The sequence below is a fragment of the Exiguobacterium chiriqhucha RW-2 genome, assembly GCF_000416965.1.
GTDB classification, from domain to species: domain Bacteria; phylum Bacillota; class Bacilli; order Exiguobacteriales; family Exiguobacteriaceae; genus Exiguobacterium; species Exiguobacterium chiriqhucha.
In genome coordinates this window covers 24,954-46,407 of record NZ_ATCL01000009.1, presented here as the reverse complement: position 1 = coordinate 46,407, position 21,454 = coordinate 24,954, and the positions used below count along the sequence as shown (strand labels likewise).

Below are 21,454 nucleotides of genomic sequence, written 5' to 3'. Positions count from 1 at the left end.
TCCCCCTCGACTTAAAGCATGGACAATTTTTGTCCCACTTTTATATTTGCGTCCCACCGCTACGACTTCATCTTATCAATCACCTTTCCGTCTTGCAACCCCTTCAAACGTTTTTTTTCGATGTAAGCGTATACTTAACAAAATCTTCAACTTTACTGTCATCGTATCGACCTTGACTAATGACACGCCCCTCGTGTAAGACGACAGGAATCTCAAACAAGTACTTCGCCTCAAGTTCTTCGTTGCCGGTGATGTCGATCTGCTCGAGCTCAAACGGATAGTCTTCCATGAGCCATTCGAGCATGACGAGTGCCTCCTCGCAAAGCGAACAGTTGGCACGGCGGTATAACGTCAGGACCATGTCAGTCCCCTCCTTTCCATAGTTGTCGTTCCCGCTCCCGCGAGTTTCCAAAACCGAGCGCCTCCCGATAGTTCGCCACGGTCCGTCGTGTCACCGTATAGCCGAGCCTTGCCAGCTCGCGCATGAGTGCGGCATCGCTCAGCGGCGACGTCTCTTGTTGAATCAGTTCGGCGAGCGCCTTCTTCACCATGAACGGCGATTGCCCGTGCGAGGCCCGGACGAAAAAGTGACGCCACGCCATCACGCCGCCTTCGGTCGTCACGTACTTGCCTTGAATCGCCCGGCCGACGGTCGACTCGTGCTTGCCGATTTGTTCGGCGACTTCTTTTCGCGTCAACGGATGTAAGACGAGCTTCCCGTCCAACCAGTCGCGTTGCCGTTCGGCGATGACGGCCCATACCAATCGAAGCGTCGCGTTCCGCATCTCGAGCGTCTCATGCCACCATTTTGCCTCGCGGTCGTCCCCGATTCGAGCCGCATCGAGCGTCGGGCTGAACCATGTCGTCACGAGCTCGCCGTCACGACGGACGACTTCAAGTTCCGGGACGACGTGTTCGGTTCCTTCATATAATAATGGCGTCTTCGGGAGCGTTGCCACGATACGCGTCACTCGTTCGTACTCGGCAACCGAGATGTCGAGTCGTCCCGGGATGTCGTCAAGGTGCGCGTCGAGCGCCTCGAACACGTCTAAGACGAGTGGGTCGTCATGTTCAATCGCATGCCGATATTGGCAGTCGCGCTCATTCTTCGCCCCGATCCCTGTCGGTTCTAGAAACAAGAGCGCCTGGCGCGCCGCCTCAATGTCCGCCACATCGACCTCGAAACGATGGGCGAGCACGAAGTCGCTCTCCGGTAGCAGACCACGATGGTCGAGCGCGAGGACGAGCCGTTTCTGGAGCGCGCGCTGGGCCTCAGTCCCGCTCCCTTCCTCGATTTGCTCGAACAATCGCTCCTCGAACCCACTCGCCGTATCGGCTACCCATTCGACCGCACCGCTCCCCGTGGCGATGCATGGATTGCGTCGAGCCAACCGGCCGAGCTGAAAGGCGATCGCGGTCCGGTCCGCCTCGAGAATCGGCAGCCGCCGAACCATGTCCTGGGTCAGCTGTTGTGTTTGAAGTTGTTGCTGTTCTTGCCGTTGCATCGGTCACACCCCTCTCGCTTCCTATTGTATCGAACAGCGGGAAATCGCGCTCAAAAAAAGTGAGCCGAACAGGATTGCTTTTTTAAAAAAACAAATGTATAATAAATCGTGTCAGAGAACATGCACCCGTAGCTCAGGGGATAGAGCACTGGTTTCCGGTGCCAGGTGTCGGGAGTTCGAATCTCTCCGGGTGTATCACAGCAAGAGGTCAGGCATATGCCTGGCCTCTTTTGTCGTTTTAGAATCGTCAAACCGTGGAATAGGTCAAAAACGATGACTATCGTTTGACCAACATTGACTATAGCGGTATGATATGTTTACAACCTACATAAAGGAGGCAGATTCAATGTTAATTCCAACAGTTATCGAACAAACAGGTCGCGGGGAACGCGCGTACGATATTTACTCACGCTTGCTCAAGGACCGCATCATCTTGCTCGGAAGTGCAATCGACGACAACGTCGCCAACTCGATTGTCGCCCAGCTTCTCTTCCTTGCAGCCGAGGACCCAGATAAGGACATCTCACTTTACATCAACAGCCCGGGTGGTTCGATCACTTCCGGAATGGCGATTTATGACACGATGAACTTCATCAAGCCGAACGTGTCGACGATTTGTATCGGAATGGCCGCATCGATGGGTGCCTTCTTGCTCCAAGCCGGTGAACAAGGCAAACGCTTCGCGCTTCCGAACGCAGAGATCATGATTCACCAACCGCTCGGCGGTACGCAAGGTCAAGCATCGGATATCAAAATCCATGCCGAACGCATCATCAAGATGCGTGAGAAATTGAACCAAATCATGGCCGATAACACAGGTCAGCCGCTTGAAGTCATCGAGCGCGACACAGAGCGCGACTACTTCATGTCAGCTGAACAAGCGAAAGACTACGGTCTCATCGACAAAGTCATGACGCGTTAATGACGCAACCCCATTCTCCTCGGAGAATGGGGTTTTTGTTTACTCTTTGACCTCGACCCCGAACACATAGCGGCTATCGCCTTGCGGCCAATCCCCGCCCGTCTCGAATACATAGACGCCCGGCTCGTCTGGCACGACCGGTTCAGCCGGGACAAGTTCCCCATCGACGAGTTGATGGAACGAGGCGTTCGACGGCTCGGCGTGGAACTCGACATCAATCTCGGCACCCGCTTCGACCGGCACGAGCTGCAGGTCATCCGCCTCCGGCAGAGCGTGGTCCTCGCATACAGCCTCTCCCCCGTCCGACCAACAGAATGTCGACTGTTTCACTTCCGCAGTCACGGTTCCGACCCGGACCGTCGGGAGCGGTGGTTTCAGTGACGACTCCGAGTTCCAAAACGAGGTGGCGTACAACGCCCCGCCGACCACGAGCAACCCAATCACAACAATCCATAATCCTTTTCGTCTCAACCCGCTCATCCCCTTTGTACGTCTATTCCCCGTCCTACGAAAAAAACGACCCACTTTCGTGAGTCGTCCTGTTCATTTCGGGCGTCGGAGCCCTTTCATCATATAGCCGCCTTTAAAGTCGATTGGATCGAAAGCGACGAGAAACGCCTTCGGTTCATACTCCTCGACCATCTGGCGCAAATCTTTCATCCGTGTCCGCGCTGCCAAGACATCGAGACGATAGCGGATGCCGTCACGTCCCTGCCCTTGGTAGTGTGTCACCCCGTAGCCGCTGTCGCGCATCTTCTGGATGAGCTCGGCCGGGAACTCTTGTGTGTGGACTTGAATCATATTGTAGCCGATCGCAAGTTTCCGCTCGACGTAACCGCCGACGAGAATCCCAAGTCCGAAGCCGACCGCATAGACGATCATCCCGAGTGTCGTCAAATCTTGGAACACGATGCCGAGCGCGAAGATATAGATAAGCGTCTCAAGCGTACCGAACAGCCCCGCAATCATCGTTTTTCCTTTGACGAGCATGATGGTACGAAGCGTCAGCACCGGTACATAGACGAGTTGTAATACTAGGATGAGCAAGATTTGCCCCATTGGAACGACCTCCATTCGAATTCAATACAACCACTATTTCAAATTTCAGGGCCGGATGCAACCAAAAAAGGCTGACCGGAGTCAGCCTTTCGCAATTATTTGTCTAAGTTATCAACGCTCGTGAGCAGTTCATAGTCTTTACGGATGACCTGATAGATGGCATTCGTGTCGCCTGACAATACTTCTTCGGCCCGCAATTGGTTGAGGAAGAGGCTTGTCGCGAACGTGACGAGGGCACTTTTCGGGATCCCGATTTGTTTCGCACGCTCCGTGATGACCTGGTCTAAGTCAGCGTCAATCGTGAGCGAGATTCTTTTCTTTGCATTCGACATAATCATGAAGCTCCTTTAAGTTACATTTCTAAAGTCCTATACACAATTGCTAATTATATAGGAAGAATGGTTTTGGCGCAACCAACGTCACGATGAGCTGATTTCTTCACCGTTGCGCACCTTGTCCGCGATCTGGTCGATTTTACGGAGCCGGTGGTTGATTCCTGACTTCGAGATTGGTCCCGTCTCGAGCATCTCGCCGAGTTCTTGAAGCGAGACGTCTTGATGGGTGACCCGGAGTTCAGCGATTTCTCGGAGTTTGACCGGTAAAATCTCAAGCCCGACCGTGCGCTCGAGGAACTTGATGTTCTCGACTTGGCGGAGCGCCGCACCGACGGTCTTGTTCAAGTTCGCCGTCTCACAGTTGACGAGCCGGTTGACCGAGTTGCGCATGTCCTTGATGATGCGCGCGTCCTCGAAGTCGAGCATACCGCGCGTGGCGCCGACGAGTTTCAGGAAGTCCGAGATTTTCTCGCTCTCTTTGATGTAGAGGATATGACCTTTCTTCCGCTCGAGCGTCTTCGCGTTCAAGCCGAAGCGGTTGGCGAGGTCCCGGAGCGCCTGGTTATGGTTCTCGTACAAGCTATATACCTCGAGGTGATACGATGACGTCTTCGGATGGTTAATCGATCCGCCGGCGAGGAACGCCCCGCGCAAATACGCCCGGGCGAGGTTCTCGTCGCGTGTCATATCCGAGTTGAGCGTCCGAATCATCTCGTAATTCTCCCCGAGAATCTCGAGGTCCTTCAACATCGTCTCGGCGCGTTGGGCGACACGGACGATATAGACGTTGTTCTTCTTCAACCGCATTTTCTTCCGTACGAACAAATCGAGATGATGGTCGTACAGCCGTTTCATGAGGGAATAGATTCGGCGTGCGATGGCGGCGTTCTCGGTCGAGACGTCGAGCGTCATCCCCCGCCCTAAGGCGAGCGAGATGACCCCGTTCATCCGGACGAGCGCGGACAGTTCCGCTTTCGCCTCGGCATCGGTCACAACGAGTTGCGTCAGTTCTTTTTTGACGTCAGAGGCAAAGCTCATGTCAGTCCCCTCCTTTCTGTTCAATCACAACTTATTTCAGCTCGAGCTCTTGAAACGAGCGTGGTTTCTTGATGCGCAGCACGCGCTGCATGACGAGGCCGGCGATGGCGTCCGAGTCGTGGCGGATGTAATCGCGATTATAGTCGACGATGTCACCGGCGAGCACGTTCGTGCCATAGTTCCGAAGCTTCTTGCGATCGAACCGGACCTCTTCCGAGCCGTCCTCGAGGTAACGCTCTAAATAGATGTCCTCGATCGGCTCGTTATTGACGACAATCGTGTCGACCGTCGACTTGCCGAGATACGCCTCAATCGATTTCAAATGCTTCATCGCGTCGTACCCTTTCGTCTCGCCCGGCTGCGTCATGACGTTGCAAATATAGACGACCGGCTTCCCGGAGCGGACGATGGCGTCGCGCACTTCCGGAATCAACAGGTTCGGGATGATGCTCGTATATAAGCTCCCTGGTCCAAGCACAATCAAATCCGCGTCCTCGATCGCCTCGACGACACCGGCCGCCGGCTTGATGCCTTCTTCGAGCAAAAATAGGCGCTTGATCGGTTTTTCGACGAGCGGGATTTTCGATTCGCCTTTGACAATCGTCCCGTCCTCGAACTCGGCCGCGAGCGTCATGAGCGTCTCCGTCACCGGGAGCACCTTGCCCTGGGCGTTCAACAGCTGGGACAAGACGTCGACCGCCTTGACGAACGAGCCTTCACAGATATGCGTCGCCGCCGTCAGCATGAGGTTGCCGAGCGAGTGGCCTTCGAGCCCAAAACCACTGTCGAACCGATATTGCAGAATCTTGTCCATGAGCGGCTCGACCTCGGATAAGGCGAGGATGACGTTCCGGATATCGCCCGGCGGTAACATGTGGAACTCGTCACGGAGACGTCCCGAGCTGCCCCCATCGTCCCCGACCGTGACGATGGCCGTGATGTCGAGCGGATAGTGCTTCAAGCCCCGTACGAGCGTCGAGAGGCCCGTACCGCCACCGATGGCCACAACTTTCCTTTCGCGTCTCATCTCACTTCTCCTTCGTCGCATGCGCGAGGTCGCGATGGACGGTCTTGACGTTATAGCGCTCGGCGAAATGGGCCGACACTTTCTCGGCGAACGTGATCGAACGGTGCTTCCCGCCCGTACAGCCGAAGGCGACGACGACTTGCGTCTTCCCTTCGCGCTTGTACTGCGGTAACAGAAATTCGAGCATGTCGATCAGTTTCTTATAGAACGCCCGCGCCTCGGGGTGCGACATGACGTAATTCTGGACTTCTTCCGTCTGTCCGGTGAGCGGACGGAGCTCCGGGATATAGAACGGGTTCGTGATGAAGCGGACGTCGAACAACAAATCGATATCGAGCGGGACGCCGTGCTTGAACCCGAACGACATGAAGTTGACCGTGAACGGAATCCGTTCCTCGTTGAATTGGAGCAGGATGCGGTCTTTGAGCATCTGTGGCTTCAAGTCGGTCGTGTCATAGAGCGTATGGGCCCGGTCACGGAAGCCTTCGAGTAACGAGCGCTCGAGACCGATGCCGACGAGCGGTGCGTCTTCCGGGGCGAGCGGATGCGACCGGCGCGTCTCTTTATAGCGGCGCACGAGCACTTCGTCCCGTGTGTCGAGATAGAGTAAGTGCGGGTGCACGTTCTTCTGTTCCAAGTCGTCGATGACGATGAACAGGCTGTCGATGAAGTCACGCGTGCGCGTATCGATCGCGACAGCAATTTTCGGTCGGACCGAGCTGATGACGTCAATCAATTGCGGCAATAGCACCGGCGGCAAGTTATCGACGCAAAAATAGCCGAGGTCCTCAAAGCTGTTCATCGCGACCGATTTCCCGGCCCCGCTCATCCCGCTGATGATAATCAATTCTTCTAATCCTTTAAAGTCTTCCATGTCACTGACGCCCCCTTAAAATTGACAACCGAGCCGTGTGTGTAGCTCTCTTCTGTCTTTAGTATAACGAACGCCTGAAAAAAAGAGAAGGGATTGCGGTCGCCCGCAATCCCTTCTGTCTCTAGTCACGCGTTTTGTTCGTGCAACGCCTCGAGGAGTCCCTCGATATAATGTTGCGCGTTTTGAGCGGCAATCGACCCGTCGTTCGTCGCGGTGACGACTTGACGGAGCGTCTTGTCGCGAACGTCTCCGGCTGCGAAAATCCCAGGGATCGTCGTCTCCATCGCTTCGTTCGTGACGATATAGCCTTGCTCGTTCGTGATGCCGAGGTCTTTGACGAAACCAGTGATCGGGTTCATGCCGATATAGATGAACACGCCATCGATCTCATGGTCCGACTCGGTTCCGTCGACCGTGCTGACGAGACGCGCCCCACCGACTTTTCCGTCCGCTTCCACGATCTCTTTGAGCGTGTGGTTCCAGATGAAGTCGATTTTCGGGTTGTCGAACGCCCGTTTTTGAAGAATCTTTTGCGCGCGAAGCTCGTCGCGACGGTGGACGATTGTGACTTTGTCAGCGAAGCGCGTCAAGAACACGCCTTCTTCGACTGCCGAGTCACCGCCACCGATGACGAACAAGTTCTTGCCTTTGAAGAATGCTCCGTCACAGACCGCACAGTAAGAGACACCGCGGCCGCCGAGCTCTTCTTCGCCCGGGACACCGATTTTCTTGTATTGCGCGCCTGAGGCGAGAATGATGGCCCGCGCTTTATAGTCGCGGTTGTGGGCGTGAACGACTTTATACTCCGTCTCGTCCGAGATGCTTTGGACGTCGCCATAGGCGTACTCCGCACCAAACGCTTTCGAGTGGTCGAACATTTTTTGAGACAAGTCTGGACCAAGAATGCTGTCATAGCCCGGATAGTTTTCGATATCTTCCGTGTTCGCCATCTGTCCACCTGGGATGCCGCGTTCGATCATAAGTGTCGATAAGTTGGCACGCGACGCGTAAAGTGCCGCCGTCATTCCGGCTGGGCCGGCCCCGATGATAATGACGTCATAGATTTTTTCTTCTGTCATAATGATTCCACCTCTGCATGAAATTGATTGACTTCAGTATAAGAAACCTAGGGAGGTATCGTCTATCTTTATGCTTGTTCGAGTGTTTGTTTGAACGAACGGATCGTCTCCGTGAGCGTCGCGACATCGATACCGAACGCATCGGCACAGTCGTCGAGGACGAGAGCGTCCCGTTTCGCATAGAACATCCAGACGAGGGCAGCGGCCGATGCCGTTGTGTCCTCGAATGATGCACCGGCGAGCAGCAAGAGCGCGAACCGTTCATAAAAGTCGCCGTCGAGGCTCATCTGTTCTGCTTCCGACACTTCCGTCTCGGCAAGCAAGAGCGCGTCATATGCCCGAGCGATGCGGACATCGCCTGTGAACGGGGCCTGGCAAATCTCGGCCCGGCACTTCTCTGCGAACGCAAGCACCGTCTCGTTGTCGGTGATGCCGCTCGTCAACGCGAGCGCTTCGAACGCCTCGTCATCGGCGAGCTTCGAGATGATTCGGATGATTTCGATTCGAGCCGCGTCTTCTTCTTGGCGCAATCCTTGGACGAGCGCCGAGCGGAACTCGAGGTTGTCGCGGATGTCGTACGGGCTCTTCTCTTCGAATTGTTTCAACTCGTCACTGTTCAAATAGGTAGCCGCTTCTTCAAGACGCCCGGTCTTGTAGGCGGATACGCTGAGCCAATGCCCGAACAGTGAATCCCCACGGAATCCGCGTTCTTTCAACAGGCGGAGTTCTTCGTACGCGCGGTCGTATTGACCGACGAGCGCGAGCGTCGTGGCGAGTTTGTAGCGTAAATCGAACTGGAGCGGACGGACACGTGTCAGTGGGACCGACAGTTGGAGCGCCGCCTCTGATTGTCCGGCTTCATGCAACAACAGAATCGTGTTCAAGAGCGCATGCAAGTTGCCCGGGTTCTCATCGAGCACGTACTCGAGCGTCTCGAAAGCCGCGTCATCGTTGCCGAGATAGAAATTGACGACGGCCAAGTTGTTGAACGCCGGCCAAAAGCGCGGATAGCGATCGATTAACCGTTCGAGCGTCGACTTGGCGGCGAACAGGCGGCCTTTGTCGATATGCTGTTGGGCCTCGGTGTGCCACGTGATTAGCTCGTCTTCTTCGTCATCTTCGAGTTCTTGTTCGAGTTCAATCAGTTCTAACAGGGATTGGACCGAGTCCGCGTAGCGTCCGTGTGCCTCGACTTCGAGGTATCGGTTCGCATACATCGCTGCTTCTTCATATAAAGAGATATAGGCGCAGTTGCTCGCAAGGTGATATAAGGCCTCTGTTGACGTTTCATCGAGTTCAAGCACCCGTTTCCACACGTCATTGGCGTGGTAGATCTCCCCTACTTCAAATAACAGTTCAGCGTACTGTTTGTGATAGTCGACGCGGTGGGCTGCAGCGGCAGTGGCTTCAGCCATGAAAAAAGTCGCTTCATCTAGGCGACCTTCACGTAACGCACGACGACCTCTATAGTAGTGGAGCTCCGCGGCGAGCGGAGATTCTGGTTCGGGTAGCGTCATTACTGCTTCATAGTTCGCTTCCATATTCTAAATCCTCCACATCATCTCTAAATCTTTTTTTAGTTGCAGGGTTAAGAATACCGCACTCAATCAGTGAGGGCAACTGAAAAACTTAAAAAAAATCGGGACTATATTCCTTCTATAATGAATATATTTTGCTAGGTCCGCTAAATGCTTTTTGACAAAAATATGAGGGTTTCGTGTCAGCGCCCACAGACACAAAAAAGCGGCATCCCCTTTAAAAAAAGTGATACCGCTCTAGTAATTTTATGAGGACGAACATGTCTTGACCTCAAAATGATTTCGCGCTAAATTGTGTCTATTTTGTGTCGATGGTTTGGAGCTTTGCGCCAACGACGCGCTCTCCGGGCAGGACGTCGCGATGCACGACGGCACCGGCACCGATGACGGCCCGGTCGCCGATCGTGACGCCAGGAAGGATCGTCACGTTCGCCCCGATCAACACCTCGTCCCCGATGCGGACATCCCCGATCCGGTACTCGTCGACGAGGTACTCGTGACAGAGAATCGTCGAATTGAACCCGATGACTGTATTACGGCCGATCGAGATTCGCTCCGGGAACATGACGTCCGGTGTCACCATGAGGGCGAGCGCGCTATACTCCCCGATTTCCATGCCGAGTAACGTCCGGTACAACCAGCGTTTCGCTTTGACGGATGGGAAGTAGCGGCCAATCAAGACGACGGTCGTGTTCTTGAAGACGCGCAGGAAACGAATCGTCCGATACATCTGCCAGAGCGGGTTCGGCCCGTCGAGACGAAACCGTTCCGTCTTACGCATGGACCGTAACCTCGTCGAGCCACGCCTCAAAATGTTCCATCGAGTCGATGATGACGTCAGGCTCGAGCGCTTCTAAAAACGCGCGGCCTTTCAACGCCCAGCCGACGGCGACCGTCTTCGTGCCGGCGTTCTTGCCGCTGAAAATGTCCGTGTCATTATCGCCGACCATGACGGCGCGGTCCGCCGTCGACCCAAGCGCGCGGAGCGCAAGCTCGACCGGTTCGGCATGCGGTTTCTCATGGACGACATCGTCGGCCGTGATGACGACGTCGAACAAGTGGTCGATGTTGAACAAACGCAAGCCTTGCTCGACGACGGGACGGCCTTTCGATGTGACGACGCCCATCTTGTATCCTTTGGCGTGAAGGCGGTACAACCCTTCGATCACACCCGGATATTCGGCGACGAGTTGGTCGTGCATGGCGATGTTGAAGCTGCGATAGAACGCCTGCATCTCTTTCCATTCCGGCTCATTGAGCGCTTTGAACGACTTCTCGAGCGTCGGTCCGATGAACGGGAAAATGTCCTCATCGCGATACGTCTCGTTTGGGAAGTAATACCCGAGCGTGTGACGGAAGCTCGCGATGATGAGCGGGTTCGTATCGAGCAACGTACCATCCAAATCGAATAGAAGTGTATCCATCAATCAAACAGTCCTTTCTCTGAAGGGTCGTCGTATCGTTTCGCTTTACGGCGGACGATCATCATGAAGATACCGAACACGATCATCGCGATCGAGACGAGTTGTGCCGTCCGGAGATCACCGGCCATCAAGCTGTCGGTCCGCAGTCCTTCGATATAGAAGCGACCGATCGAGTACCAGACAAGATACGACAAGAAGATATAGCCGCGCGGCGGGTTACCGACCATACGCCATACGACGAGCAAGATGACGCCGATGATGTTCCAGACGCTCTCGAATAAGAACGTCGGCAAATAGTAGGCCCCGTCGATATACATCTGATTGACGATCCAGTCCGGGAGGAAGAGCGTCTCTTTCAAGAAACGACTCGTCGTCTCGGCACCGTGCGCCTCTTGGTTCATGAAGTTGCCCCAGCGTCCGACCGCCTGTCCGAGCAAGAGCGACGGTGCGAGGATGTCCGTGATCTTCCAGAACGACATCGACTTGCGCATGCAATAGATGATGACGACGAGCAGCGCCCCGAAGATGGCCCCGTGAATGGCGATGCCGCCTTGACGGATGTCGATGATTTGGCCGAGGTTCTGACTATAGTAGTCCCATTGGAAGATGACGTAGTAAATCCGGGCGAAAACGATGCTGATCGGAATCGACCAGATGATGACGTCGACGACCCGTTCTGAATCATAATTGAGGCGCTTCGCCTCGAACAAGGCGAGAACGAGGCCGAGCATCGCCCCGAAGGCGATAATCATGCCGTACCAATAAATCGGGAGTGACCCGATCTCAAACGCGACGCGGTCAAATGTTGGCTCTACCATTATTCCATGTCTCCTTCATTGTCATGGATGGCGTTCGCGAGCCGCTCCGCGAACTCTTCGGCCGTATTGATGCCCATGTTCTGCAGACGGTAGTTCATCGCCGCGACTTCGACGATGACGGCCAAGTTACGTCCCGGACGGACCGGAATCGTCAAAATCGGCACTTCACTGTCGATGATTTTCATCGTGTTGTGATCGAGCCCGACGCGGTCATATACTTTGCCCGCATCCCAGTTCTCGAGGTTGATGATCAAGCTGATTTTCTTGTGCGAACGGACGGCACCGGCGCCGAACAACGTCATGACGTCGATGATGCCGATTCCGCGAATCTCGAGCAAGTGGCGAATCAGCTTCGGCGCTGAACCGACGAGCAATTGGTCCCCGGTCTGGCGAATCTCGACCGAGTCATCAGCGACGAGACGGTGGCCCCGCTTGACGAGTTCGAGGGCGGTCTCGGATTTCCCGACGCCGCTCTGCCCTTTGATGAGCACGCCGACGCCGTAGATGTCGACGAGCACGCCGTGCATCGCCGTCATCGGTGCGAGTTCCATCTCGAGGAAGTTTGTGATTTGTGACTCGATTGAGGTCGTGACCGCGTTCGTGCGCATGAGCGGAACGTTAGCCGCCTCGGCTTCTTGTTCAATCTCTTTCGGGATGTCGAAGCCGCGCGTGATGAGGATGCCCGGTGTCAATTCCGTGCATAAAATCTTCGCCCGCTCGCGGCGGCTCTCTTCCGACAAGCTCGCATAGAACGTGAGCTCGGTCTTCCCGAGCACTTGAAGCCGATTTTTCGCATAGTGGGTATAATAGCCGGCAAGGACGAGTCCTGGTCGACTGAGGTCCGGTGTGGCGACAGGACGGTGAAGTCCTTCTTCCCCGGCGATGACTTGAAGTTTGAAGCGCTCAACGAGTTGAGCCGTGCGTACGATATTTTGCATGAGTAATCTGCCCCTTTCACGCTCATTATTGTATCATAGCTCTTCTTGAGAAGTGTCAACGAAAGTGAGCCGAAGCGTGTCGAAAAAAAGAGGTGAAACTAAATCGTGGCAATTGCGTAGAACGGGTATAGACGAATAGGGAGGTGAAATCACATGAATTCACTATTTTGGATTGCCATTGTCTTTATTTTTATCGTCGGGATCGCGGCGCTCGTCTACTTGGTCAAGTCACTATTTGACATGTGGCGCGAATATGCGGCGACGAAGAACGAGACGGTGCTCTTATTGTTCATCTTGAACATCGTCGGTTTGTTCTTGTCCGGGTCGCTCTTATCGATGATCGTCGCCATCATCTTCTATTGGAACCGATCGAAGAAGATGCGGTATCTCGGAATCTTCTTGCTTATCGCCGGACCGGTCCTATTTATCCTGTTTATCATCGGCTCATTCACGCTGTATGACGGTCAAATGATGGATTGGGAACAGATGGAGTATCAAATGAATCTATGACACGACAAAAACCCGGAGGCATTCGCCTTCGGGTTTTGTCATGGGTGTCTCATTCGCCCGGCAAATAACCGACCACGGTGTTCGACTCCGGTGCGACCAAGATTGTCGGGACGCCGACGCTACTGTTCGGGTCCGCTTCGAACGAGACGGCGAGCGCCTCGGTCCCTGTATACGCATCGTCCAACAGTTCATAGCCATCATCGACCGTGACACGATGTACCTCGGCACTCGCTCCCGCATCGATTGCGGGCTCCTGCCAGTTTCGCGCGGTCACATACGCCCAGGCGATGGCAATCGCTTCGTCGCCTGCCGGCTCGTTCCCACTGACGATGCGCTGTTCGTCGTCACATCCACCGAGCAACAGCACCGCAATCATCATCCATCCGTACGTTGACACAAATCGCTTCATCCCGTCCCTCCTCGTCTGTAGAGTTAAAAGAAACCCGAAGGCGAGAGGCCTTCGGGTTGTCGGTCATTGCTGATGGAACGGGTTGTTCAAGTCGGCCGGATTGACCGGGTCGACCGGGTCGATCGGTTCCACCGGCTCGTGCTTGTCCTCTTCGAGGAACGTCGACGGCGTATGGAGCGAGCCGTGTTCGAGGTCGATTGTACCGGTACGTGTTCCGGCCTCGACTTCGATGCGTGGTGTCTGACCGCGTCCCGACAGGAATTCAAGACGACGCTGGGCGACATCTTTCCGGTCACGGATCAACTCGAGCTCGTCCAAGTTACAGTGAAGTCCACCGAAGTTCGTCTCGAGTTCCCCTTCGACCTCGACGCCGTGCGGCAAGACGAGACGAATGTTTCCGGCGAGCGAGACGAGCTCGAACTTGGCCGGACGGGCCGTCGCGAGTTCGGCCCGGATATTCCCGTTGCCGGTCTTGAGCGACGCCTTGTCATATTTCCCGTTCACGATGACGGCACCGTTGCCGGTCCGTACGTGGACGAGTTCTGACTCGACCGCTTCGACCTCGACCGTGCCGTTCCCCGTATTGAGGAGCAGCTCTGAGGCGTGCACGTCATGGAGCACGACCCGGCCGTTCGCCGTCTGGATGCGAACGCTCTCGACATCGAGGCCGTCCGCGCGGACTTCCCCGTTGAGCGTCTGCACGTGCAGGTGATCGAAATGATGATGCGGGACGTACAATTCGACGTGGGCCCGGACGAGTTTGTCACGGAGCGACACGACGAGACGGTCGCCGATGACCGAATGCTTGACCGCCGACTGGAGCTGTTCGAGCGCCTTATCCGCGTCTTGTTGACGGAGCGGACGGCCCGTGACGATCAGTTCGCACTCGTCGTTGTCGGACGAGACAATCGTCGCCGAGGCGTTGAACAAGTCGAGCGAGATGTCTTTCCCAGTGAACGGGAACGATTTCGAATACGTCACTTCTGGTCCGAAGTTCGAGCTGAACGTGAAGTCGCTGTCACGAAGTTTCGTCACGAGTCCTTCGACGGCCGACGTCAGTTTCGTCGTGAGCGACTCGACCGAATACGCATCGACTTTCTCCGTCTCTTGACGTTCCTCGAGCGCTTGGACGCGCTCAGGTTCGAGCCGTTCCAGTCGCTCGAGTTGGGTCATGCCCTCTTCAATCGTCAGCTTTCCATCTTTCACTTGCTGGAGAATCAGTTCACGCATTTCTTGTTTCACTGTTCGTTTCCCCCTTCGATTTGGTTACACGTCAATCATGTTCCCGTTTCTCATCATTTCTATACCTTACTTCCGTTTTCCTGCTTTTGGTTTCGCTCGGGCCGAATCCCGTTCTAACACCGGCTTCAAATACTTACCCGTATACGAGGCTGCCACTTCAGCGACTTCTTCCGGAGTCCCGGTCGCGACGATTGTACCGCCACCGTCACCGCCCTCAGGTCCGAGGTCGATCAAGTAGTCGGCCGATTTGATGACGTCGAGGTTATGCTCGATGACGAGTACCGTGTCCCCGTTCTCGACGAGGCGTTGCAGCACTTTCAACAACCGGGCGATATCATCGACATGAAGTCCCGTCGTCGGCTCGTCCAAAATATAAATCGTTTTGCCGGTCGAACGTTTATGGAGCTCAGAGGCGAGCTTGACGCGCTGCGCTTCCCCACCCGACAGTTCCGTCGCCGGTTGCCCGAGTTTCATATAGCCGAGACCGACGTCATAAATCGTCTGAATCTTGCGCTTGATTTTCGGAATCTTGTCAAAGAAGTCGAGCCCTTCCTCGATCGTCATATCGAGCACGTCGGCAATCGTCTTACCTTTGTATTTCACTTCGAGCGTCTCACGGTTATAGCGTTTTCCGTGACACACTTCACATGGGACATAGACGTCCGGCAAGAAGTGCATCTCGATTTTGATGATTCCGTCCCCGCGGCACGCCTCGCAGCGTCCGCCCTTGACGTTGAAACTAAAGCGGCCTTTCTTGTACCCACGCATCTTCGCCTCGTTCGTCGACGCGAACACGTCACGAATATCATCGAATACGCCGGTATACGTCGCCGGGTTCGACCGCGGCGTCCGTCCGATTGGCGACTGGTCGATATCGATGACTTTATCGATATGGTCGAGTCCTTCAATCTTCTTATGCTTCCCTGGCTTCGCCTTGGCCCGGTTGATGTGATGGGCGAGCGATTTATACAGAATCTCGTTGATGAGCGTCGACTTCCCGGAACCGGACACACCGGTAACGGCGATGAACATACCGAGCGGGATCGAGACGTCGACCCCTTTCAAGTTGTTCTCTTCCGCCTTCAAGATTTTCAAGAAGCGCTCATCCGGCACTTTTCGTTCGGCCGGGAGCGGGATGAACTTCTTACCGGACAAGTATTGGCCCGTCAGTGAGTTTTTGTTTTTCATGAGTTGTTTCGGTGTGCCGGCGGCGATGACTTGACCCCCGTGCTCCCCGGCGCCCGGTCCGATGTCGATCAAATAATCGGCCTCCATCATCGTGTCCTCGTCGTGTTCGACGACGATGAGCGTGTTGCCGATATCGCGCATCTGTTTGAGCGTCGCAATCAAGCGATCGTTGTCCCGTTGATGCAACCCGATTGACGGTTCATCGAGGACGTAGAGCACGCCTGTGAGTCGCGAACCGATTTGCGTCGCGAGACGAATCCGTTGCGCTTCTCCGCCCGATAATGTCCCAGCGGCGCGTGACAACGTCAAATAGTCGAGACCGACGTTGTTCAAGAAGCTGAGCCGCTCGCAAATCTCTTGCAAGATGAGACGGGCTATGGCGATATCTTTCTCGCTCAGTTCCGTCATGATCGAATCGAACAGGTCGATGGCGTTGACGACCGACAAGTTCGTCACTTGGCCGATATGGTGGCCCGTGATTTTGACGGCGAGCGTCTCTTCTTTCAACCGGTAGCCGCTACATGTCGGACAGGCGTGTGTCGCCATGTACGTCTCCATCTGTTCACGGATATAGTCCGACGTCGTCTCTTTATAGCGACGCTCGATGTTGCGGAGCACCCCTTCGAAGAAGATCGTGTTCGTCCGAACTTGTCCGAAGTCATTCTCGTAACGGAACAGGAACGACTCTTCGTCCGTCCCGTGCAAGACGAGATCTTGGTCGCGCTTCGATAACCGTTCGAACGGGACGTCCATGTCGATGTCGAAGTGTTTGCACATCGAGGCGAGCAGTTGTGGATAATATTGTGAACTTGTCGGCTGCCAAGCGACGACCGCGCCTTCCTTCAGCGTCTTCGACGGATCGGGGATGACGAGTTCCGGATCGACGTCGAGCTTCGTGCCGAGGCCGTCACATGTCGGACAAGCGCCGAACGGCGAGTTGAACGAGAACATGCGCGGTTCGAGCTCCCCAATCGAGAACCCGCAAATCGGACAGGCATGATGCTCACTGAACAAGAGCTCGGTGCCGTCCATCTTGTCGATGATGGCCCGACCGTCGGCGAGGCGAAGCGCCGTCTCGAGCGAGTCGGCGAGACGTCCTTCGACGTCGGCGCGGACGACGAGACGGTCGACGACGACTTCAATCGAATGTTTCTTATTCTTGTCGAGCTCGATCTCATCGGTCAGTTCAATCGTCTCCCCGTTGACACGGACACGGACGAACCCTTCTTTTTTGAGCGAGTCGAACACTTTGACGTGCGTCCCTTTGCGGCCCGAGACGATTGGCGCCAAAATTTGCAGGCGCGTCTTCTCCGGAAGCTCCATCACTTGGTCGACCATCTGTGAGATCGTCTGGCTCGAGATTTCGATACCGTGACGCGGACAGACCGGTTTCCCGATGCGAGCGAACAAAAGACGTAAGTAGTCATAGATTTCCGTCACCGTCCCGACGGTCGAGCGCGGGTTACGGCTCGTCGTCTTCTGGTCGATCGAGATGGCTGGGCTCAGCCCTTCAATCGTATCGACGTCCGGTTTGTCCATCTGTCCGAGGAACTGGCGAGCGTAGGCCGATAGACTCTCGACGTAACGGCGCTGCCCCTCGGCGTAGATGGTGTCGAACGCGAGTGACGATTTACCGGAACCGGACAAGCCCGTCAAGACGACGAGCTGGTCCCGTGGAATATCGATATCAATGTTTTTCAAGTTGTTGACGCGCGCCCCTTTGATGACGATCGCATTTTTCTTTTCAGCCATTTAATTCCCTACCTTCAACTCCAAGATTAAGTCACGCAATTCGGCCGCCCGTTCGAACTGGAGGTCGCGGGCCGCTTGTTTCATTTCTTCTTCTAGCTTGGCGATGGCTTCCTCACGTTCAGCCGGCTTCATCGAGCTGAGTGATTCGAGCACATCCTCCTCGGCGTCGACCGTCGCGCGGATGACGCCGCGTACTTCTTTACGGATCGTCTGCGGCGTGATGCCGTGTTCTTCATTATAAGCTTCTTGAATCGAGCGACGACGGTCGGTCTCTTCAATCGCGCGCGTCATCGAGTCGGTCATCTTATCAGCGAACAAGATGACGTGCCCGTTCGAGTTCCGCGCCGCCCGCCCGATCGTCTGAATGAGCGATCGGTCCGAACGGAGGAACCCTTCCTTGTCGGCGTCTAGAATCGTGACGAGACTCACTTCCGGGATGTCTAGTCCTTCCCGCAGTAAGTTGATTCCGACGAGGACGTCGTATTTCCCGAGACGCAGGTCACGGATAATCTCAATCCGCTCGAGCGTCTTGATTTCCGAGTGCATATAGTTGACCTTGATGCCCGCTTCACGCAGATAGTCCGATAAATCCTCGGCCATCTTTTTCGTGAGCGTCGTCACGAGGACGCGTTCGTCCTGTTTGATGCGGTCGCGAATCTGATCCATCAAGTAGTCGATCTGTCCTTTAATTGGATGAATCTCGATCGTCGGGTCGAGTAGACCCGTCGGCCGGATGATTTGTTCGATCATGTTCGGTGTATGTTCAAGCTCGTAAGGACCCGGTGTCGCCGAGATGAAGATCGCTTGCGACAACTTCTTCTCGAACTCGTCGAACTTGAGTGGTCGGTTGTCTTTGGCCGAAGGCAGACGGAAACCGTGGTCGACGAGCACTTGTTTTCGGGCCTGGTCGCCGTTGTACATGCCGCGCACTTGCGGGAGGGTCACGTGCGACTCATCGGCGATGAGCAAGAAGTCTTTCGGGAAGTAGTCGATGAGCGTGTACGGCGTCGCCCCTGCCTCCGTCAAGTTCAAATGACGTGAATAGTTCTCGATGCCTGAACAGTAGCCCATCTCGCGCATCATCTCGAGGTCATAGTTCGTCCGTTGTTCGAGGCGCTGTGCTTCAAGCAGTTTGCCTTCTTCGCGGAACTTTTCGAGCTGTTGTTCGAGCTCGGCCTCGATGTTGACGATTGCTTTTTGCAACTTCTCGTCACGGGTGACGAAGTGGGACGCCGGGAAGATCGAGACGTGCTCCCGGTCGGCGATAATCTCTCCGGTGAGGGGGTCCATCTCGCGGATGCGGTCGATTTCGTCACCGAAAAACTCAACGCGCAAGCACTGCTCGTCACGTGACGCCGGGAAAATCTCGACGACATCCCCGCGGACACGGAAACGGCCGCGCTGGAAATCGATATCGTTCCGTTCATATTGAATGTCGATCAGTTTGCGGAGCATCTGGTCGCGCCCCATCTCTTTGCCGACGCGGAGACTTAAGACGAGACTGTTATATTCTTCCGGGTTACCGAGACCGTAAATACAGGAGACGGAGGCGACGATGATGACGTCGTCCCGCTCGAACAAGGCCGATGTCGCCGAGTGGCGGAGTTTATCGATTTCATCGTTAATCGAGGCATCTTTCTCGATGAACGTATCGGTCGACGGCACATACGCCTCCGGCTGGTAGTAGTCGTAATAACTGACGAAATATTCGACGGCGTTGTTCGGGAAGAACTCTTTGAACTCGGAGTAAAGCTGTCCGGCGAGCGTCTTGTTGTGGGCCAAGACGAGCGTTGGCTTCTTCACTTCTTGGATGACGTTCGATACGGTGAACGTCTTCCCGGTGCCGGTCGCACCGAGCAACGTCTGATACCGGTCGCCGCGATTGATTCCTTCGACGAGCTGACGAATCGCTTCTGGTTGGTCGCCGGCCGGCTTATATTCTGAATGTAAGTCGAACGGAACGCTAATCTTATCCATGTATATTCCTCGCTTTCTTTACCTTGCATATTGGCTTGATTATATCACATACACGAACAAATATTCGCTTCTGACACGCTTCCCAAATCGTTCCGCTTTTCGTTATCATGGAGAGTGAATCTAAACAGAAACGAGTTGGTCGTCATGTGGTCGCTTCTCTTTATCCCGCTCGGTGCCGTCGTCGGCGCCTTGTCCGGCTTCTTCGGCATCGGCGGCGGGGTCATCATCGTCCCGGTGTTGCTCTTTAGTGGATATTCGGCGGCCGAGGCCGTCGCCACGTCGCTCCTATTCGTCGTCGGGACGAGCCTGTCCGGCGCCAAGAAACATACGTCGCTCGGCAACGTGTCCTGGTCGACAGGCATCACGGTCGGCTTGGCCGGTGCCGTCACGGCGCAGCTGTCGAGCCGGCTCGTCCTCTCGATCTCGGGCTCGTATGACTGGTTGCTCAATCTATTTTATCTGGCTATCCTATCTTATTTTGCCGTTACGCTATTAAAGAAAACATCTAAACCGCAGAAGCCGAAAAAATCATCGCTGCTTGCCGCCCTCGTCATCGGGATGATGGCCGGGCTGTTGTCGGCGCTGCTCGGTATCGGTGGCGGCTTCATCATCGTCCCGCTCCTCGTCAGTTGGCTTGGATTCTCGACACATCACGGGGTCGGAACGAGCCTGGCTGCCGTCCTGTTCATCTCGCTCGGCGGACTCGTCGGTTATCTCCCGTCGCTGTCGCTCGACTACGTGACGCCGCTCGCGTTGGTCATCGGCGCTTTCATCGGAGCCCCGTTCGGCGCCACGCTCACGAATCGCTATCACGATAAAGAGATCTCTAACCGACTCGCCTGGTTGTATATGGCCGTCATCACCTCGATCGCGCTCGATCTCGGTGCCGCCGTCTATGCGCCGCTCGCGTACGTCAGTTTGGCGGTCCTGCTCGCTTTTCTTATCGGGATTGGACTCGACTTCAAACGGCGTATTGTCAATCAAAACCACTTTTCATAAGAAAAGTGGCTTTTTTTGCATATTCGGTTTTGAAACGCTTACATTTGGGGCATATAATGAAGTGGTAAGCCAAATTTAATATGGAAGGAAGGGATTATCACATGTCAGCATTCGTCAGTGAAATTATCGGTACAATGCTACTCATCTTGCTCGGTAACGGTGTCGTCGCCGGCGTCGTCCTACGCCATTCGAAAGCGGAGAACGCAGGCTGGGTCGTCATCACGTTCGGTTGGGGCTTCGCCGTTATGATCGGGGTGTACGCGGCCGGAATCTACGGAGGGGCGCACTTGAACCCTGCCGTCACGGTCGGGCTCGCGACAGCAGGCTCATTCCCTTGGGCTGATGTGCCAGGCTACATCTTGGCGCAGTTTATCGGGGCGTTCATCGGGGCCGTCCTCGTCTTCCTGCACTACAAGCCACACTATGACGCGACAGATGATCCGGGCGGCAAATTGGCCACGTTCTCGACAGCACCGGCCATCCGCAACACGCCGTTCAACTTGATCTCTGAGATCATCGGTACGTTCGTCCTCGTCTTCGGGATTTTGTCATTCGGGGCCAACACGTTCACCGACGGTTTGAATCCGCTCATCGTGGCGTTCCTCGTCGTGTCGATCGGGATGTCGCTCGGGGGACCTACGGGTTACGCGATCAACCCGGCTCGTGACTTAGGGCCGCGGATTGCGCACGCAGTCCTTCCAATTAAAAACAAAGGCACGTCGGACTGGGGCTATTCATGGATCCCGGTCGTCGGACCGATTATCGGGGCGATCATCGCCGCATTGGTGTACGGCATTCTTGTACCATAATCTCTCTACTT

General features: G+C 55.2%; 22 protein-coding genes and 1 tRNA gene. 5 read left to right on the top strand and 18 right to left on the bottom strand.

The window, feature by feature from the left end; all coding sequences use genetic code 11:
* Nucleotides 1–103 precede the first annotated feature (103 nt).
* Together M467_RS17540 and M467_RS17535 are read right to left on the bottom strand one after the other, a co-directional pair.
* The gene (locus M467_RS17540) at nucleotides 104–361 is read right to left on the bottom strand and encodes a glutaredoxin family protein (RefSeq protein WP_021065444.1); all 258 of its coding nucleotides are present in this window, start codon (nucleotides 359–361) and stop codon (nucleotides 104–106) included.
* 1 nt (nucleotide 362) lies between these two features.
* Nucleotides 363–1,505 carry an RNA polymerase factor sigma-54 gene (locus M467_RS17535; protein WP_021065443.1) on the bottom strand — a complete coding sequence of 381 codons (1,143 nt, stop codon included), beginning with the start codon at nucleotides 1,503–1,505 and terminating at the stop codon, nucleotides 363–365.
* Nucleotides 1,506–1,627: 122 nt separating this feature from the next.
* Between M467_RS17535 and M467_RS17530 the strand changes: the two genes are divergently transcribed.
* Both M467_RS17530 and clpP read left to right on the top strand, forming a co-directional pair.
* Nucleotides 1,628–1,700: transfer RNA gene (locus M467_RS17530), tRNA-Arg, on the top strand.
* 151 nt (nucleotides 1,701–1,851) lie between these two features.
* Nucleotides 1,852–2,427, top strand: coding sequence for an ATP-dependent Clp endopeptidase proteolytic subunit ClpP (clpP, locus tag M467_RS17525; RefSeq protein ID WP_021065442.1), 576 nt, complete (start codon nucleotides 1,852–1,854; stop codon nucleotides 2,425–2,427).
* Nucleotides 2,428–2,466: 39 nt separating this feature from the next.
* On the opposite strand, the gene M467_RS17520 is transcribed toward clpP, so the two are convergent.
* The 12 genes from M467_RS17520 to hprK form a co-directional block, all read right to left on the bottom strand.
* Nucleotides 2,467–2,907 carry a hypothetical protein gene (locus tag M467_RS17520; protein ID WP_031199788.1) on the bottom strand — a complete coding sequence of 147 codons (441 nt, stop codon included), beginning with the start codon at nucleotides 2,905–2,907 and terminating at the stop codon, nucleotides 2,467–2,469.
* 63 nt (nucleotides 2,908–2,970) lie between these two features.
* Nucleotides 2,971–3,486, bottom strand: coding sequence for a DUF2179 domain-containing protein (locus M467_RS17515; protein WP_021065440.1), 516 nt, complete (start codon nucleotides 3,484–3,486; stop codon nucleotides 2,971–2,973).
* A gap of 95 nt (nucleotides 3,487–3,581) precedes the next feature.
* Nucleotides 3,582–3,818 (bottom strand): hypothetical protein, encoded by a 237-nt coding sequence (locus M467_RS17510; protein ID WP_021065439.1) that lies wholly within the window; start codon nucleotides 3,816–3,818, stop codon nucleotides 3,582–3,584.
* 87 nt (nucleotides 3,819–3,905) lie between these two features.
* On the bottom strand, nucleotides 3,906–4,859 hold the full coding sequence (gene whiA, locus M467_RS17505; RefSeq protein ID WP_021065438.1) for a DNA-binding protein WhiA: 954 nt from the start codon (nucleotides 4,857–4,859) through the stop codon (nucleotides 3,906–3,908).
* Between the two features lie 31 nt (nucleotides 4,860–4,890).
* Nucleotides 4,891–5,886 (bottom strand): gluconeogenesis factor YvcK family protein, encoded by a 996-nt coding sequence (locus M467_RS17500; RefSeq protein WP_021065437.1) that lies wholly within the window; start codon nucleotides 5,884–5,886, stop codon nucleotides 4,891–4,893.
* A 1-nt stretch (nucleotide 5,887) separates the two neighbouring features.
* Nucleotides 5,888–6,760 (bottom strand): RNase adapter RapZ, encoded by an 873-nt coding sequence (gene rapZ, locus M467_RS17495; protein ID WP_021065436.1) that lies wholly within the window; start codon nucleotides 6,758–6,760, stop codon nucleotides 5,888–5,890.
* A 125-nt stretch (nucleotides 6,761–6,885) separates the two neighbouring features.
* Nucleotides 6,886–7,839 (bottom strand): thioredoxin-disulfide reductase, encoded by a 954-nt coding sequence (gene trxB, locus M467_RS17490; RefSeq protein WP_021065435.1) that lies wholly within the window; start codon nucleotides 7,837–7,839, stop codon nucleotides 6,886–6,888.
* Between the two features lie 68 nt (nucleotides 7,840–7,907).
* Complete coding sequence (locus M467_RS17485) at nucleotides 7,908–9,380, bottom strand: tetratricopeptide repeat protein (protein ID WP_021065434.1); 1,473 nt, start codon at nucleotides 9,378–9,380, stop codon at nucleotides 7,908–7,910.
* Between the two features lie 295 nt (nucleotides 9,381–9,675).
* A complete protein-coding gene (locus M467_RS17480; RefSeq protein WP_021065433.1) occupies nucleotides 9,676–10,158 on the bottom strand; it encodes an acyltransferase in 483 nt (160 codons plus the stop codon).
* Complete coding sequence (ppaX, locus tag M467_RS17475) at nucleotides 10,151–10,801, bottom strand: pyrophosphatase PpaX (RefSeq protein ID WP_021065432.1); 651 nt, start codon at nucleotides 10,799–10,801, stop codon at nucleotides 10,151–10,153. The genes M467_RS17480 and ppaX overlap by 8 nt, the downstream gene beginning before the upstream one ends.
* The gene (lgt, locus tag M467_RS17470; RefSeq protein ID WP_021065431.1) at nucleotides 10,801–11,619 is read right to left on the bottom strand and encodes a prolipoprotein diacylglyceryl transferase; all 819 of its coding nucleotides are present in this window, start codon (nucleotides 11,617–11,619) and stop codon (nucleotides 10,801–10,803) included. Before lgt ends, ppaX begins: the two co-directional genes overlap by 1 nt.
* Nucleotides 11,619–12,557 (bottom strand): HPr(Ser) kinase/phosphatase, encoded by a 939-nt coding sequence (gene hprK, locus M467_RS17465; protein ID WP_021065430.1) that lies wholly within the window; start codon nucleotides 12,555–12,557, stop codon nucleotides 11,619–11,621. The genes lgt and hprK overlap by 1 nt, the downstream gene beginning before the upstream one ends.
* Nucleotides 12,558–12,710: 153 nt before the next feature.
* On the opposite strand from hprK, the gene M467_RS17460 reads away from it, so the two are divergent.
* On the top strand, nucleotides 12,711–13,067 hold the full coding sequence (locus M467_RS17460) for a hypothetical protein (protein ID WP_021065429.1): 357 nt from the start codon (nucleotides 12,711–12,713) through the stop codon (nucleotides 13,065–13,067).
* Between the two features lie 49 nt (nucleotides 13,068–13,116).
* On the opposite strand, the gene M467_RS17455 is transcribed toward M467_RS17460, so the two are convergent.
* From M467_RS17455 to uvrB, 4 genes are all read right to left on the bottom strand, one after another.
* A complete protein-coding gene (locus tag M467_RS17455) occupies nucleotides 13,117–13,476 on the bottom strand; it encodes a hypothetical protein (protein WP_021065428.1) in 360 nt (119 codons plus the stop codon).
* Between the two features lie 63 nt (nucleotides 13,477–13,539).
* A complete protein-coding gene (locus M467_RS17450) occupies nucleotides 13,540–14,718 on the bottom strand; it encodes a DUF4097 family beta strand repeat-containing protein (protein ID WP_021065427.1) in 1,179 nt (392 codons plus the stop codon).
* 66 nt (nucleotides 14,719–14,784) lie between these two features.
* Nucleotides 14,785–17,658 (bottom strand): excinuclease ABC subunit UvrA, encoded by a 2,874-nt coding sequence (gene uvrA, locus M467_RS17445; RefSeq protein WP_021065426.1) that lies wholly within the window; start codon nucleotides 17,656–17,658, stop codon nucleotides 14,785–14,787.
* Nucleotides 17,659–19,635 carry an excinuclease ABC subunit UvrB gene (gene uvrB, locus M467_RS17440; protein ID WP_021065425.1) on the bottom strand — a complete coding sequence of 659 codons (1,977 nt, stop codon included), beginning with the start codon at nucleotides 19,633–19,635 and terminating at the stop codon, nucleotides 17,659–17,661.
* A gap of 114 nt (nucleotides 19,636–19,749) precedes the next feature.
* On the opposite strand from uvrB, the gene M467_RS17435 reads away from it, so the two are divergent.
* Both M467_RS17435 and M467_RS17430 read left to right on the top strand, forming a co-directional pair.
* A complete protein-coding gene (locus M467_RS17435) occupies nucleotides 19,750–20,634 on the top strand; it encodes a sulfite exporter TauE/SafE family protein (RefSeq protein WP_144060644.1) in 885 nt (294 codons plus the stop codon).
* Nucleotides 20,635–20,735: 101 nt separating this feature from the next.
* Nucleotides 20,736–21,443, top strand: a complete 708-nt coding sequence (locus M467_RS17430) for an MIP/aquaporin family protein (RefSeq protein WP_021065423.1) — start codon at nucleotides 20,736–20,738, stop codon at nucleotides 21,441–21,443.
* Nucleotides 21,444–21,454: the final 11 nt, after the last annotated feature.